Origin of the sequence: Flavobacterium sp. UBA4197 (assembly GCF_002379575.1) — a bacterium.
GTDB classification, from domain to species: Bacteria; Bacteroidota; Bacteroidia; order Flavobacteriales; family Flavobacteriaceae; genus Flavobacterium; species Flavobacterium inviolabile.
In genome coordinates this window covers 352,119-367,684 of sequence record NZ_DFUB01000015.1, presented here as the reverse complement: position 1 = coordinate 367,684, position 15,566 = coordinate 352,119, and the positions used below count along the sequence as shown (strand labels likewise).

The window sequence follows — 15,566 nt, the reverse complement described above, 5'->3', positions numbered from 1 at the left end:
CCACACCGTTAAACGATTATTCACGTAACAGTAAACATTATGAAAACACTCAAACTGAATACCCGGGCGCCCGAAGTGGCTACCCTGTGTGAAATGCTTTGTAAGATCGGGTATCTCCTTAAAGTAACGGATACCTTTACCCGGGAAGTTGATGAAGCGGTAAAAGATTTTCAGGCTAAAAACAACCTGGTGATTGACGGTATCGCAGGCATCAAAACCTGGTCCCGGTTATTTGAAAAGAACAGCCAGCTTGTCAACTATAACGACAAGCTGCTTTCGGAACAGGATCTAATCGATTTTGCCAGTGAGTACCAGCTGGAACTGGCTGTTATCAAGGCGGTAAATGAAATTGAAAGCAGCGGTAAAGGCTTTCTTATTGACGGCCGGCCGAAAATACTCTTTGAAGGACATGTTTTCTGGAGAGAGCTCACGCGAAGAAATATCGATCCGCAACAGTATGCGAGTACTGCCAACCAGGATATTCTTTATGAAAAATGGACCCGGAAATTTTACCTTGGCGGACAGCGCGAATACGACCGGCTGCAAAAAGCAATCCGGTTAATTCCGGGAATGAACCTTTCCGATGCCGCAAACGCTTCCTCTTCATGGGGCGTTTTCCAGATCATGGGTTTTAATGCGATAGCACTGGGCTATGAAAGTATCGATAGTTTTGTGGGTAAAATGTATATGGACGAGCGGGAACACCTGGAGGCTTTCGGGCAGTTTTTAAGGAAGAACGATCTGATCAGACCGCTGCAAACCAAAAACTGGGAAACCTTTGCGTACCGCTATAACGGAGAAGGCTATAAAGCCAATAAATATGATGAAAAACTGGCAAGAGCCTATCAAAAATACAGTGCCTGACCATTCATAATGGCGCAACCGTTTCCTCCTTTTACCCGTATTGCATTCGTTTTTTAGATACAGACGATTTTATTCTTCATGGCATATAAAACGAGTCCGATGCGGGTTTTGATTTCCAGTTTCTGAAACAGGTTTTCCCGATAACCGTCAACCGTTTTAGGGCTCAGGCACATTTCATCGGCAATTTCCCGGTAGGTCATTTCGGTACAGGCCAGTTTGATAAATTCGATCTCCCGTTCTTTCAGGCTTGCCTTACTTGCGGCACCCAGTTTATTAATCAGTACACCGGAAACCATTTCGGTATAAAAATACCCCGTTTCGTGTACTTTTAAAAGCGCTTCCCTAAAAACGGCAGGATGGGTATCCTTTAGTAAATACCCGGTAGCGCCGTTGCTGATCATCTTGATAATGGTATCTTCATCGTCATTAACAGACAGTGCCAGCACCCTGAGTTCGGGATAGTTTTCTTTAAGGCGTTTCATCGTTTCAACTCCGTCCATAACCGGCATGTTTACATCCAGTAATACCAGGTCCGGTAATTCTTCCGTAGCGACTAATCCGGTTAAAAAGTCTTTACCGTTGTTGTAATTTCCTGCAACGACAAATTCTTTGAAACTGTTTATCAGGAAGGATAGTGATTGTGAAAACAACAAGTGGTCGTCAACAATTACAATTTTAATTTTGTTCATAGTAAGGGGCGTTTTAATCTTTTAATTCTTTAGTTATAGGGTAATTAATGGTTAATCTTGTTCCCTCATTCTGTTTGGAAATAACAGAAAAGGTTGCGCCAATAAGCTTCGCTCTGGTATTCATATTAGCGAGTCCGGAACCCTTTTCAACTTTCGAATTGTCAAAGCCAATACCCGAATCGGCTATTTCAATAACACAATTGGATCCCTTAAAGTCAATGCACACGGCAATGGTTTTGCTGTGCGAATATTTTAATGCATTTGTCATTGCTTCCTGCAGTATTCTATAGATAATCACTTCATGCTGGGAGTTTATTTTCCGGACGGTACCGGTTACCTCTAACCTGCAGTCAATGATCTTTAACTTTGTAATACGGTTTAAATCTTCGGTAACCGCTTCAATAAAACTGGATTGTAAAACAATATCGCCGTTTATCAGTTTGGCAACCATCCTGATTTCGTCCAGTGATTTACTAACCAGTTTGCGGACTTCATCAATCTCGTTTTTACTATTCCCGTCTGTACTGGCTGCCATTAAATTGAGCTGCATTACGGCAACCGACAGTATCTGTCCGATATTATCGTGTAATTCCCTGCTGATGTTGGTAAGTGTCTGTTCTTTGATTTCGATCCTGGATTTGGCTAGCTCCGAATTAAAGAAGAGTTCGGCTTCCATTTTATCCATTAAAAATTTGGATTTCTTCTTCTGAAAATAAAAGAAAAAAACAAGCAGTGTCCCTAATAACGTAAAAAGAACAATACTGAACGAAATGATTAATAATGGTATCTCTTTTTGCTCCATATAAAACCGAAAATAAAACTGCCGTTCATTAATACGTTTAAAAAGAATACTATCAGACTATACGTCGATTCGTGGATTCCGGATAAGAACCAACGTAAAGAGAGCATAAAGGGTAAATAGGGTACATAAAACAATAGTATCCCCAATACAAACCAGAAAAAAATAGTGTCTTTTAAGGACAATATCAGGTTGGAACTGAATAACTCTACGAGATACAGGCAGCTCAGGACCAGCACCATAACAACACCTATGGCAAAATTATTAAAACAGACCTCTTCTACTATATCCTGGAAAAAGACCGGATTAATGATAACCGACAGGGCAAACAAGGCAAAACAAACGTTTGCGGCAAATTTATTTTTTGGCTGTTGTAAAATAGACTTTAAAAACAAAATATAGTACGGGAAAATAATAAACATATAGATATTGAAAACCATATAGTTTACTTGTCCTGTAACCTGTGTGTAAAAAATCCCTGTTAGTTCTGTAATCGCCGAAAGCCAAATGGACAATACAAAAAGCTTTGCCTTATTATTGGGAAGCTTGTACCAGTAAATGATGCCAAACATACCCGCCAATAAGGCTAAAAACACAGTATATAGTCTTAAATCTGCTAACATTATTATCCCCCGTAATTCAGTTTTGGAGGATTCCCCATCGATCCATAATTTAACGGTTCAATTTCAGTGATATCAATTGGATTTAGCGGTGCCGGTATTGTACCGTCTCTCTGGATCTGCGCTGCTCCCTTTGCTCCTGTTGGCGCTAAAAAAACAGTCGTATAATCCGCATTCTTTGCTTCTTCAGAAGAATATACACCAAGGTAAACCCGGATTCCGTCAACAGTATAGCCTTTCGCTTCTCCTGTTTCTTTTACATAAGTAATATAGCGCTCTAATTCCTCGATGGAAAACCAAAAAGCATTGGCATCTTCCATACCCATTCTTTCCATTAGCATTGCGCTTCTTTTTTCATTGTAATTTTTATTCAGTTCTTTTCCTTTTTCAAAAGAAATCAACTGAGTAGGTTTAACTGTTGCATTCATTTTTTAGATTGATTATTGATTTGTGACAAAATTATAGTGAACACTTGCAGGCTACAAGGGGAAATTCCCCCCTTTTTATATACCACAATTTTTCCCTGTCTATTACGATAAGGATGTTGTTTCACGGATGTCAAAGAAAATGAATATAAAATTAATCATAAAATAATGATTGACTTTATTTACACACCGTTAAAAGTTTTTATAAAACGCGATCTCAGAACTGGTCTACAATGGTTCTGAAAGTAAGATTCACACGGGGACGTGTTATTTTTGTAGTGGTCGGCAGCCGGTGCAGCCAGTTGGTTTGCGTAGCGCCTTTCATGATTAAAAGACTGCCGGCTTCCAGCAGCAGCGAGGTGGTCGCTTTGGTTGTTTTATGTTTGAACGAGAATTTGCGTTCGGCACCAAAACTCATCGAAGCAATAACGGTATTAACGCCCAGTGATTTTTCATCATCACTGTGCCAGGCCATTCCTTCCTGTCCGTCATGGTATAAATTTAAAAGGCAGGAATTAAATTGTGTTCCGGACTGTGTTTCGGCCATTTTTTTTAAGGCTAACAATTCCGGTGTCCATGGCAGTGCCTTTTTGGTCGTATTCGAATAGGTATACAGAAATTCCTTATCGCCATACCAGGCGACCTTTCTTTTGGTCAGGATCAGTTTCCCGAAAATGATAGCTTCATCATTCCGCCAGGCAATGGTTTCCATCAGGCGGTCATAATAATGCTGTGCTTCGCTTCCGTTCATAATTCTTCCGTAGTAATTCACTTCCCCGTCATAAGGCAGTAAATTTTCTATTGCTCCGGTACTGAATAAGTCCATTACTGTAAGTTGTTTAATTTCCAAAATCGGTACTGTGCTTTCATGCAATGTCCGCAGGGGCGAAATCCTGCCGCTACCGCCATGGCTTCCGTGGCAAAAAACACTCTGTTTTCCTTTTTCATCCGCTTTCCGGACGCACAGCGCAAAAGCCCGTAAATCCGTAACTTTTTATTACCTCCAAAAATAATACTTTGTTTCCGTATCCCGCTATGCAATTCGGAATCGGTTAACGAACAATGTGCCATCATATACCTATTAGCTTAAAGCATCGTGAAAAATAATCCCTAAAGTATGCCGCTTCCCGCTTTGTACTTCACTGACACCGTGTTTCATATTCACCCTGTAGTATCCTTTTGTTCCTTTTACCGGCCTGAAATTGGTCGTAAAAAACAGGATATCTCCTTTTTTGGGTTTCAGCACGATTGCCCGTGACTGTGCTCTCGGAATTTGCTCGGTCAGCACGAACTCCCCGCCGGTATAATCCTCATCCGGCTCATTTAAAAACAAGACCATCTGGATCGGGAAATAAACTTCCCCGTACAAATCCTGATGCAGGGTGTTGTAACCGCCTTTTCCATAGGTCAGGATCAGCACCGTGGGTTTTAGCTGGTTCTTTTCGGCACACAAATCCAGTAAATCCTGATGAGCAGCCGGAAATACCGTATCTATATGGAGTGCTTTCATCCATAGATTGGCAATGGATGCCAGTTCCGGGTACACCGCTTCCCGGATATTTTGCAGTAATTCCGGTAACGGATATTTAAAATACTGGTATTCGCCCAATCCGAAACGATACCGTTCCATCACCACCTTTTTCCGGTACCAGCCGGTATTGTCGTAATTTTCAATTAAAAAACGGCACGCTTCATCCGTAAGCACACCCGATACTGCTGCATAGCCTTTTTCGTGCATGGATAGGGTCACTTTTTCCCAATCCATTGCCGCTATTCGTTCCGTTATCCCTTCCATTACGATTCGCTTATAAGGATATCTGCCTGACTGGCTTCCCAGCCGATGATCGCTTTTTTACGGGCACTGCCCCAATGGTACTCTCCTATCACTCCGGTAGCCTGTATCACGCGGTGGCAGGGAATCAAAAATGCCACCGGATTGTTTCCAATAGCCGTACCTACCGCTCTCGAAGCTTTCGGACGGTTAATCGCTCTGGCAATATCACCATAAGTAACCAGTTGCCCCATTGGTACTTTTAGCAGTGTTTCCCATACTTTCAGCTGAAAATCGGTTCCTTTTAGATGCAATTTCAGCTGGTGAGGCGCTGTCCAGTCTTTTCTGAAAAACGTCATGATCCCTTTTTGAAACGAATCGGAAGCCTCGGTATAAACAGCATTGGGAAAAGTATGTTTCATATCCTGTAACGAACTTTCCGGATTATCGGCAAAAGCCACATGGCAGATTCCTTTGGCTGTTGATGCGATCAGCAGCAAACCAAACGGACTTTCTTCAAAACTATAATTGATGTTCAGAAAAGTCCCTCCGTTTTTATAATCACCCGGGGTCATCCCTTCAATATTCACAAACAAATCGTGCAGCCTGCCCGTTCCGGAAAGCCCGGTTTCAAAAGCCGTTTCCGACAAGGTAAACTGATTGTTTTTCAGCATTTTTTTGGCGTGTTCGACCGTTAAATACTGTAGAAATTTTTTCGGACTCACGCCTGCCCATTCCGTAAACATTTTCTGGAAATGAAAAGGACTTAAATGCACATAGGCCGCCACTTCATCCAAAGTGGGCTGTGTCTTAAAATTGCCCTGCAAAAATGTGATGGCCTTTGCAATACGGTCAAAATGAATGTCTTCCTGTGTTTTCATTTTTACAATTCTTTTATGATTACGATACAAAGGTAGCTGGCAGCAAACCGGTATCCGACCCGAAACTTGCGGAGTTTACCCGGTTCTGAAATTTTTCCGAAAGCCGCTTTTTAAGGCCGTTTTTTTTTCGGCTTAAAATACTTTTGAAGTATCTTTGTGTGCTTAAACGACAACACACTACCTATGAAATTAGTTTTTGCATCCGATAACAGCAATAAAATTAAGGAAATTCAGCAATTACTTCCACAAGACATCCAGATTTTAAGCCTTGCTGACATCAACTGCGATGTTGATATACCCGAAACCGCTGCCACCATTGAAGGCAATGCTATTTTAAAAGCAAATTATGTAACGGAACATTACGGTTACAATTGTTTTGCAGACGATAGCGGACTGGAAGTTGACACTTTAAACGGTGCTCCGGGAGTAATCTCTGCCCGTTATGCCGGAGATCACAAAAGCGATGCCGATAATATGGACAAATTACTGGCTGAACTGGATGGCAAAAACAACCGAAATGCCAATTTCAAAACCGTTATTGCCCTGAATATCGATGGGGAACAGCATCTTTTTACCGGAATTATCAACGGTGTGATCATTACGGAAAAAAGAGGTGAAAACGGATTTGGTTACGACCCGGTTTTTATAGCCGAGAATGATACCCGCACTTTCGCCGAATTAACAATGGAAGAAAAGTCCGGCATCAGCCACCGCGGCAAGGCCGTAAAACAATTGGTTGATTTTCTAAATAAATAAACCGGAATTTTTGTATTCACTATAAAATCAGTGTACTAAACCGGAGGAAACGGAAAGCGGTAAATGTTAAAACAACGAAAAATCTTCATAAAGTTTTCATAATTATACGCCAATATTACGGCAATCTGACATCATATTTCGATACAGAAATGAGTGAGCGCCTGACCTCCCGGAATAACTACCTGAAAATCAACAAAAAACAAAAATACAAATATGCAAAACACATTAGCATATATCGTTAATTTACAGTAACTTTGCCCCCAATTTAAAAATAACGAATGAATAAATTTGAACAATTAGGATTGAATGAATCGCTACTGCTGGCGATTAAAGATCTAGGATTTGAAAATCCGTCGGAGGTACAGGAAAAGGCGATTCCCCTATTATTGGAAAAAGACACAGACATTGTAGCATTGGCGCAGACCGGGACTGGTAAGACTGCAGCGTTTGGTTTCCCACTGATTCAAAAAATTGATGCTGATAACAGAAATACTCAGGCATTAATTTTATCGCCAACACGCGAACTTTGTTTACAGATCACCAATGAGATTAAACAATATTCAAAATACGTTAAAGGAATTCACACTGTAGCTGTTTATGGCGGTGCAAGCATCACCGAACAAGCGAAAGATGTAAAAAGAGGAGCACAAATTATTGTGGCAACTCCGGGAAGAATGCAAGACATGATTAACAGAGGTATGGTTAACATTAAGAACATTAATTTCTGTGTTCTTGATGAGGCTGACGAGATGTTAAACATGGGATTTTATGAAGATATTACAGCTATTTTATCCGATACACCGGAAGATAAAAGCACATGGTTGTTTTCTGCAACTATGCCACAAGAAGTAGCTAGAATAGCTCGTGAGTTCATGAGAAAACCTCTTGAAATCACTGTTGGACACAAAAACTCAGGTTCACAAAATGTATCGCACGAATTTTACCTGGTAAATGCTCGTGACCGTTACTCGGCTTTAAAACGTTTAGCCGATGCTAATCCTGATATTTTCTCAGTTGTGTTTTGTAGAACCAAGCGTGACACGCAGGCAGTTGCCGAAAAATTAATCGAAGACGGTTATAATGCAGCAGCTTTACATGGTGATTTATCACAGGCACAACGTGACAGCGTTATGAAATCCTTCCGCGGAAGACAAATTCAGATGCTTGTAGCTACAGACGTAGCGGCTCGTGGAATTGACGTTGACGACATTACACACGTTATCAACTATCAGTTACCGGATGAAATTGAAACCTATACACACCGTTCCGGTAGAACTGGTCGTGCCGGGAAATCAGGGACATCACTTGTAATTATTACAAAAAGTGAATTACGTAAAATATCGCAGATCGAGCGTATTATTAAAACGAAATTTGAAGAGAAACCAATTCCTTCCGGAATTGAAATTTGCGAAATCCAGTTATTCCACCTGGCTAATAAAATTAAAGATGTAGAAGTTGATCACGAAATCGACGCTTATCTTCCAGCCATTTATGAAGTAATGAAGGATTTATCAAAAGAGGAATTGATTAAGAAAATGGTTTCAGTAGAATTTAACCGTTTTATTAATTATTATAAAAAATCAAGAGATCTTACCGCTCAAAACGCGGGAGAGCGTCGTGACGAAGGTGGTTCTATTCCATCTGACGGAGCTGTTCGTTTCTTCATCAACATCGGATCAAGAGATAATTTTGACTGGATGACCCTGAAAGACTTCTTACGTGATACTTTAGAATTAGGTCGTGACGATTTATTCAAAGTGGATGTTAAAGAAGGATTCTCTTTCTTCAACACTGATGCTGAACATGCCGAAAAAGTAATGGACGTATTAAACAACATCCATTTAGAAGGTAGAAAAATCAATGTTGAGATTTCTAAAAATGATGGTGGCAGCAATACCCGAAGAAGAGATCACAATGGCCGAAGCGGTGGCGGAGACAGAAGCCGTTCAAGAGGCGGTGACCGTGACAGAGGTGGTGATCGCGACAGAGGCGGCGACAGAAGAGACAGAGGTTTCGGAGGCGGACGCTCAGAAAGAAGAGATGACTTTTCCGATAGACCGGCAAGAAACGAAAGAAGAACATCGTCAGACCGTTCTCCACGTCGTTCTGAAGGCTCATCGAACAACTCAACAGGAAGACGCCCAAGAAGAAGCTAATTCTTTTGTTAATTTTCTTGTAATATAATGTAGAAACTGCAAAATATCCCTTACTTTTAGACCAATCTAATGACCCGTATGAGATTTTTTGCAGTTTTTTTATTTTCACTACTTTCACTGGTAGTACAAGCACAGGAAACACCAACAACTGTTTCCGGAATTGTCGTGAATGCTACGACTTTACTTCCTAAAAGCAACGTAAATGTTGTGAATATCAATACCGTTAAAGGAACTACATCTAACGGTCATGGTGAATTTACCATCGAAGCAAAAGCTAACGATACCCTTCACTTTTCGTTCCTGGGTTTTGAATCCATTAAGGTCCGGGTAACCAACGACTGGCTTAAAAATAAAAACACAAAAATCAGACTTACCGAAAAAGCGTATGCTCTGGAAGAAGTTATCATCAACAAATACATCTTAACCGGATATCTGGAAGTCGACACCAAAATACTTCCGCTCAACGAGAATTTCCGTTACCCTATTTCCGGTCTTCCGTACGGATATGAAGCCGGAGATCACTCTCCAAACAAAATCAGCCGCGTTTTAGGCTCCCTGTTCAATCCTGCCGATTTACTGTACAATTTCTTCGGAAAGAAACCGAAAGAAATGAACAAGCTTAAGGAAATGAAAAAGGATGATGTGATCAAAAACCTGCTGGCATCGAAGTTTGACAAAGAAACGCTAGCCGCACTTTTAGGTATTGATGTTAAAGAAATAGGTGAAATTTTACAGCGTTGCAACTATTCCGAAACGTTTATACAAACCGCAAATGACCTCCAGATCATGGAAGCCATCAGCAGTTGTTATGAAGACTACAAGATCCTGAAAAGAAAATAAAACACGCTTTACCGCAATATGGAGCAAAAAATCACTAAAGCATTTAACTATTGGAAATGGCTTTGGCTGGTTGTTTTTTGTGGGTTCTTTTACCTGATGCTGGACATCACTCTCCGGTATATTCCTTACCGGTCTGACAGCGCCTTTTTACAGATCAAACAACACGAAGTAACAAGTGTTTCCGGCTACCTGCCGTTGTTTTACCTGCATGTTTACAGCGCTATTTTTGTATTAATAGCTGGTTTTACACAATTTAACGATACCCTTTTAAAGCGCTACCCGAAAGTCCACCGGCTCTTTGGAAAAATATACGTGTATACCGTTTTATTTTGTGCCGCTCCTTCCGGATTGTTTATAGGCTATCATGCCAATGGCGGATTTTCAGCCAAAGTATCCTTTATCCTTTTAGGCACACTATGGTTTAGCTTCACCCTGCTGGGCATTTTACAGATCTATAAAAAGAATCGCATTGCCCATCAGAATTTTATGCTCAGAAGTTTTGCTTTAGCATTTTCTGCCATAACTTTACGACTATGGAAAGTGATTCTGGTTTTTCTTTTCCAGCCCAATCCTATGGAAGTGTATCAGGTAATTGCCTGGCTGGGATGGATTCCTAACATATTGCTCATCGAATGGTATATTCAATCTAAAAAACGTAAAACATGAAGAAATTTATTTTTTTAGCACTTACAATAATCATAACCGCCTGTAATTCCAAAGAAAAGAAAGTTGAGAATTCCATAGAAAAGACCGCTTCAAACGAAGTCGTAAAAGAAACCAACACGGAACTGTACGGCTCGTGGGTGGGCGATTTTATTCCAGAAGAACAAAACAACCCGGAAGAATTTTCACCGACCAACAAGATTAACATTATCCTTAAAAAAATCACACCGGATCAGGTTATCGGACAAAGTGTGGTTGCCGGAAACAACCGTCCGCTGATCGGAACCCTGACCCAAAACGGCAATACGTTTTCTTTCAGCCTTGAAGAACCGGGAGACCACAAATATGACGGCTCCTTTGCATTTACCATTGCAAACGATACACTCACCGGAACCTGGACGGCAAACGACAAAAAACTGAATGTTACCAAAAGAAGTTTTAAACTGACCAAAAAGCAATTTGTATACGACCCGAAATTAATGCTGCCGGACGAAGAGGAATACATTGATTGGTACAATCCGAAAACGATTCAGGTAACCGATGAAGAAGAAACCTATCCGGAAGATTATTACCGGCAGGCATCCGAAAACATCACCATTCTTAACGCTTCAACACAAAAGCTAAGCGATAACGATTTGAAAAACCTGAAAAAGCTGGATCTGGAAATCATCCGCAATACCATTTATGCGCGTCACGGTTATACTTTTAAGAAAAAAAGCATCCGCCAGTTTTTTGATCCGGTGGAATGGTATATTCCGGTATCCGAGAATGTCGACAACGAACTGACGGCACTGGAAAAAGAAAATATCGTTTCGTTAAAACGCTTTGAAAAATATGCCGAAGACAATTACGATACTTTTGGCAGATAGTAAAAAAGGAGGAATTAATGTCCTCCTTTTTTATTGTTTCTCCAGGTATTTCCGGGTAATAAAATCAATATCCTTGATGGATTTCCGGGCCCAGTCGATTCTCTTTTCCAAAACTTCGACTTCCGTCAGCTTCCAGTCAATATCCGATTTCCGCAATCGCGTAGATATATTCTGAAGGATAATCGCCGCCGAAACGGAGATGTTCAGGCTTTCCGTAAAACCAACCATTGGAATTTTAAGATAGCCATCTGCCTGCTGCATAACTTCTTCCGATAATCCAAGCCGTTCCGTTCCAAAAAAAATAGCCGACGGTTTTGTAATATCAAAATCTTCCAGCAAACAATCATCATCGTGAGGTGTCGTGGCAATAATCTGATAACCGCGTGCTTTCAGGTTGTCAATACAATCCTGATTCGAATTAAAACGGTGAATATCCACCCACTTTTCGGCGCCCATCGCAATTTCCTTGTCAATTTTCTTTCCAAAACGCTGTTCTACCACGTTTAATTCCTGAATACCAAACACTTCACAACTTCTCATTACAGCACTCGTATTGTGCAGCTGGAACAGGTCTTCTACAGCCACAGTAAAATGCTTGGTTCTGTTTTCCAAAACTTTAACAAAGCCATCCTTACGGTTTTCTGTCATGAAATTTTCGAGGTAGGCCAGATATGCTGTATCTAAAAAAAGAGATTCCATTAAAAAAGGGTGTGATTATAAATTTTGTTTATTAACTTAGTCGGAGTTAATTTGCTCCTATGACTCAAGAAGAATTATTGCCACAAATCTACAAAAAAGACGACAAAGCGTTCACTCTTTTGTATGATATGTATGCCAAAAGTCTCTACGGCATCATTTATAATCTGATAAAAGACCGGGAAGAGGCAGAAGATGTCCTTCAGGAAACCTTTGTGAAGATCTGGAAAAATATGGACAGCTATAATGAAAGTAAAGGGCGTTTTTTCACCTGGATTCTCAACATAGCCCGTAATACCGCTATCGACAAATTACGTTCTAAAAACTTTAACAATAATCAGAAAAACTTATCTTCTGACAATTTCGTACATATACTCGATGACAGTTCGAAAACAAATAACAAAATTGATACTATTGGAATTCAGGAGTTTGTCAAAAAACTAAAGCCAAAATGCATCCAGCTGATTGATTTGCTGTTTTTTAAAGGCTACACCCAGCAGGAAGCATCCGAAGAACTGGAAATACCTTTGGGTACGGTTAAAACGCAGAACAGAAATTGTATTAATGAATTAAGAAACTTACTTGGAGTATAATGAACACGAGAGAATATATAGCGTCTGGAACCCTTGAATTGTACGTTTTCGGAAAATTATCCGAAGAAGAAAACCGTAATGTTCAGGAAATGGCAAATGAATTTCCGGAAGTAAAACAGGAAATTGAAAGTATCGAACAAGCCGTAATCAATTTATCGTATAGTGTTGCCCCTAATTTGTCGTTGGACAACTTCAACACCATCAGGGAACAGCTTTTAGAAAGAGAAGCCGCTGTTGTGACCCTGAAACCAAAATCGGCCTGGACACAATATCTGGGCTGGGCCGCTTCCATCGTATTACTGTTAGGAGCCGGATTTTTATACTTTGAAATGAATCAAAGGGATATTTTACTGAAAGACAGCAAAAAGGAGAATCAGTCGTTACAGAAATCAGTCGTTACCCTGGAAGAAAAGAATAAAGCCACCGAAACCGTTTTAAACCTTATCCGGGACGATAAAAACACCGTAGTGGCACTTGCCGGTCAAACAGCAGCACCGGAAGCCAAAGCAAAAGTGTACTGGAACAAAGAAAATCAGGCCGTATATGTAGATGCTGCCGGTTTACCGGAACCGCCTAAAGGAATGGTTTACCAGGTTTGGGCATTAAAACTGAATCCTTTAACGCCAACCAGCATCGGATTATTAGAGCAAACCGGAATTGTAGGGAACTCAAAAATATACAAAGTTGACAATGCAGCCGAGGCCGAAGCTTTTGGTATCACGTTAGAACCAGCCGGCGGTAGTGCTTCGCCAACATTAGAACAATTGTACACCTTAGGAAAAGTATAAATGAAAAAGAAACTGGTGGTTCTTTCCGGTGCCGGAATCAGCGCAGAAAGCGGAATTAAAACTTTTCGCGATGCCGACGGTCTATGGGAAGGACACGACATCATGGAAGTGGCGTCCCCTATTGGCTGGGCAAAAAACAAAACACTTGTTTTAGATTTCTACAACAAACGCAGGGCACAGCTTTTAGCGGTGCAGCCCAATACAGCCCACCAGATTCTTGCCGCATTAGAACAGGAATTTGAGGTACACATTATTACTCAAAACGTAGACGACCTTCACGAACGTGCCGGCAGTACAAACGTATTGCATCTTCATGGCGAACTGTTCAAAGTGAGCAGTACCCGGAATCCCGATTACATCCTGGACTGGAAAACCGATCTGAATATCGGTGATACCGATCCGGAAGGCAATCAGCTGCGACCGCATATCGTGTGGTTCGGAGAAGAAGTACCGGCCATCGAAACCGCCGTTCCAATCGTTGAACAGGCCGATTACTTACTGGTTATCGGGACTTCATTACAGGTTTATCCAGCCGCAGGGCTGATGCATTACACCCGGAATACCACTCCCGTTTATTATATCGACCCGAAACCGGCTTCGATCGGCAGCCTCAGCAATCCGCTGAAAGTAATTCCGCTATCCGGTTCCGAAGGGATGAAAGTGCTTCAGGACGAGCTTTTAAGTGCACTCAAAAAGATTTAAAAATGTTTTTCCAGAAGTTTTTGTAAAAGCTTATCTTTGCGGTTATTAGAAAATAACACAACAACAAATGCATTTAACCGAACTTAGTGCTATATCGCCAATAGATGGACGTTATAGAAACAAAACCGTTTCCTTATCTCATTATTTTTCTGAAGAAGCTTTAATCAAATACCGCGTATTGGTAGAAGTGGAATATTTTATTGCACTTTGTGAGTTGCCTTTACCGCAGCTGGCTAACGTGGATAAAAACCTGTTTGGCGACCTGCGTAAAATCTATGAGGATTTTTCTACTGAAGAGGCACTTTGGATTAAAGAAACCGAAAAAACCACCAATCACGATGTAAAAGCTGTAGAATACTTTATAAAAGCGGCTTTTGACAAACTGGGATTGCAGCAATACAAAGAATTCATCCATTTCGGACTGACTTCACAGGATATCAACAACACCGCTATTCCTTTATCGACTAAAGAAGCGTTCGAAAAGGTATATGTACCGTCACTGATTAGTGTTGTTTCCCGATTAAAAGAATTAAGCATCGAGTGGAAAGACGTTCCAATGCTGGCACGTACACACGGACAACCGGCTTCTCCAACCCGTTTGGGCAAAGAAATCGGTGTTTTTGTAGAGCGTCTGGAAGAGCAGATGCGTTTGTTGTTCAACGTTCCTTTTGCGGCTAAATTTGGAGGCGCAACCGGAAACTATAATGCACATGTTGTGGCTTACCCGGCTATCGACTGGCGAAAATTCGGGAATAATTTTGTAGAAGAAGCTTTGGGATTACACCATTCCTTCCCTACTACCCAGATTGAGCATTACGACCACTTTGCTGCATTTTTTGACGCTTTAAAACGTATCAATACGATCCTTATTGATCTGGACAGAGATATCTGGACTTATGTTTCAATGGATTATTTCAAACAAAAAATCAAAGCCGGAGAAATTGGTTCTTCTGCTATGCCACATAAAGTAAACCCGATTGATTTTGAAAACTCGGAAGGAAATTTAGGAATTGCCAATGCTATTTTCGAGCACCTTTCTGCAAAACTTCCGTTATCAAGATTACAGCGTGATTTAACCGACAGTACCGTTTTGAGAAATGTTGGTGTACCGATCGGACATACCATCATCGGATTTGAAGCGACCTTAAAAGGATTAAACAAATTGCTTTTAAATGCAGATAAATTCGAAGAAGATTTAGAGAAAAACTGGGCTGTTGTTGCCGAAGCAATACAGACAATCTTAAGACGTGAAGCCTACCCGAATCCTTATGAAGCTTTAAAAGATTTAACGCGAACCAATACCGTAATCAACAAAGAAGCGATTCATAATTTCATCGGTACGCTGAATGTTTCTGATACTATTAAAGCAGAGCTTTTAAAAATCACACCAAGCAATTACCTGGGAATTTAATCCCGGATCCGGTAACTTTTAAAAAGTACTCCAAAATCCCGTC

At 40.8% G+C, this 15,566-nt stretch carries 19 protein-coding genes; 10 read left to right on the top strand and 9 right to left on the bottom strand.

The genetic code is table 11. The features are described 5' to 3' along the window. Positions 1-39: 39 nt before the first annotated feature. Positions 40-864 carry an N-acetylmuramidase family protein gene (locus tag B3394_RS09205; protein WP_273243583.1) on the top strand — a complete coding sequence of 275 codons (825 nt, stop codon included), beginning with the start codon at positions 40-42 and terminating at the stop codon, positions 862-864. Positions 865-917: 53 nt separating this feature from the next. Here the strand turns inward: B3394_RS09205 and B3394_RS09200 are convergent, their stop codons facing one another. The 8 genes from B3394_RS09200 to B3394_RS09165 form a co-directional block, all read right to left on the bottom strand. Next, the gene (locus B3394_RS09200; RefSeq protein ID WP_177735446.1) at positions 918-1,553 is read right to left on the bottom strand and encodes a response regulator; all 636 of its coding nucleotides are present in this window, start codon (positions 1,551-1,553) and stop codon (positions 918-920) included. 13 nt (positions 1,554-1,566) lie between these two features. After that, positions 1,567-2,355 carry a sensor histidine kinase gene (locus B3394_RS09195; RefSeq protein ID WP_177735448.1) on the bottom strand — a complete coding sequence of 263 codons (789 nt, stop codon included), beginning with the start codon at positions 2,353-2,355 and terminating at the stop codon, positions 1,567-1,569. Next, entirely contained in the window at positions 2,328-2,975 is a 648-nt protein-coding gene (locus B3394_RS09190; protein WP_177735450.1) for a hypothetical protein, read from the bottom strand. Before B3394_RS09190 ends, B3394_RS09195 begins: the two co-directional genes overlap by 28 nt. 2 nt (positions 2,976-2,977) lie before the next feature. Beyond that, positions 2,978-3,400, bottom strand: coding sequence for a hypothetical protein (locus tag B3394_RS09185; RefSeq protein WP_177735452.1), 423 nt, complete (start codon positions 3,398-3,400; stop codon positions 2,978-2,980). Positions 3,401-3,614: 214 nt separating this feature from the next. Then, entirely contained in the window at positions 3,615-4,223 is a 609-nt protein-coding gene (locus B3394_RS09180; RefSeq protein ID WP_286915452.1) for an alpha-ketoglutarate-dependent dioxygenase AlkB family protein, read from the bottom strand. Continuing rightward, on the bottom strand, positions 4,223-4,471 hold the full coding sequence (locus B3394_RS09175; protein ID WP_177735456.1) for an Ada metal-binding domain-containing protein: 249 nt from the start codon (positions 4,469-4,471) through the stop codon (positions 4,223-4,225). Before B3394_RS09175 ends, B3394_RS09180 begins: the two co-directional genes overlap by 1 nt. A 7-nt stretch (positions 4,472-4,478) precedes the next feature. Next, a complete protein-coding gene (locus B3394_RS09170; protein ID WP_177735458.1) occupies positions 4,479-5,192 on the bottom strand; it encodes a 2OG-Fe(II) oxygenase in 714 nt (237 codons plus the stop codon). Continuing rightward, positions 5,192-6,049 carry a bifunctional helix-turn-helix domain-containing protein/methylated-DNA--[protein]-cysteine S-methyltransferase gene (locus B3394_RS09165; RefSeq protein ID WP_286915446.1) on the bottom strand — a complete coding sequence of 286 codons (858 nt, stop codon included), beginning with the start codon at positions 6,047-6,049 and terminating at the stop codon, positions 5,192-5,194. Before B3394_RS09165 ends, B3394_RS09170 begins: the two co-directional genes overlap by 1 nt. 183 nt (positions 6,050-6,232) lie before the next feature. Here B3394_RS09165 and B3394_RS09160 point away from each other — a divergent pair, with 183 nt between their 5' ends. The 5 genes from B3394_RS09160 (at position 6,233) to B3394_RS09140 (ending at position 11,333) form a co-directional block, all read left to right on the top strand. Next, on the top strand, positions 6,233-6,805 hold the full coding sequence (locus B3394_RS09160) for a non-canonical purine NTP diphosphatase (RefSeq protein ID WP_286915444.1): 573 nt from the start codon (positions 6,233-6,235) through the stop codon (positions 6,803-6,805). A gap of 278 nt (positions 6,806-7,083) precedes the next feature. Beyond that, the gene (locus B3394_RS09155) at positions 7,084-8,961 is read left to right on the top strand and encodes a DEAD/DEAH box helicase (protein ID WP_273243593.1); all 1,878 of its coding nucleotides are present in this window, start codon (positions 7,084-7,086) and stop codon (positions 8,959-8,961) included. A gap of 78 nt (positions 8,962-9,039) precedes the next feature. After that, positions 9,040-9,801, top strand: coding sequence for a carboxypeptidase-like regulatory domain-containing protein (locus tag B3394_RS09150; RefSeq protein WP_177735466.1), 762 nt, complete (start codon positions 9,040-9,042; stop codon positions 9,799-9,801). 18 nt (positions 9,802-9,819) lie between these two features. Continuing rightward, complete coding sequence (locus tag B3394_RS09145) at positions 9,820-10,467, top strand: DUF2306 domain-containing protein (RefSeq protein ID WP_246297006.1); 648 nt, start codon at positions 9,820-9,822, stop codon at positions 10,465-10,467. Then, positions 10,464-11,333 (top strand): YARHG domain-containing protein, encoded by an 870-nt coding sequence (locus B3394_RS09140; protein ID WP_286915442.1) that lies wholly within the window; start codon positions 10,464-10,466, stop codon positions 11,331-11,333. The genes B3394_RS09145 and B3394_RS09140 overlap by 4 nt, the downstream gene beginning before the upstream one ends. A gap of 30 nt (positions 11,334-11,363) precedes the next feature. Here B3394_RS09140 and B3394_RS09135 read toward each other — a convergent pair whose 3' ends face one another. After that, the gene (locus B3394_RS09135) at positions 11,364-12,032 is read right to left on the bottom strand and encodes a TrmH family RNA methyltransferase (protein ID WP_286915436.1); all 669 of its coding nucleotides are present in this window, start codon (positions 12,030-12,032) and stop codon (positions 11,364-11,366) included. Between the two features lie 59 nt (positions 12,033-12,091). On the opposite strand from B3394_RS09135, the gene B3394_RS09130 reads away from it, so the two are divergent. From B3394_RS09130 to purB, 4 genes are all read left to right on the top strand, one after another. Further along, positions 12,092-12,622, top strand: a complete 531-nt coding sequence (locus tag B3394_RS09130; RefSeq protein WP_273243600.1) for an RNA polymerase sigma factor — start codon at positions 12,092-12,094, stop codon at positions 12,620-12,622. Further along, the gene (locus tag B3394_RS09125) at positions 12,622-13,410 is read left to right on the top strand and encodes an anti-sigma factor (RefSeq protein WP_286915432.1); all 789 of its coding nucleotides are present in this window, start codon (positions 12,622-12,624) and stop codon (positions 13,408-13,410) included. The genes B3394_RS09130 and B3394_RS09125 overlap by 1 nt, the downstream gene beginning before the upstream one ends. Beyond that, positions 13,411-14,112, top strand: coding sequence for an SIR2 family NAD-dependent protein deacylase (locus B3394_RS09120; protein ID WP_177735478.1), 702 nt, complete (start codon positions 13,411-13,413; stop codon positions 14,110-14,112). It abuts the gene before it with no gap. Positions 14,113-14,179: 67 nt separating this feature from the next. Continuing rightward, the gene (gene purB / locus B3394_RS09115) at positions 14,180-15,523 is read left to right on the top strand and encodes an adenylosuccinate lyase (protein WP_177735480.1); all 1,344 of its coding nucleotides are present in this window, start codon (positions 14,180-14,182) and stop codon (positions 15,521-15,523) included. Positions 15,524-15,566: the final 43 nt, after the last annotated feature.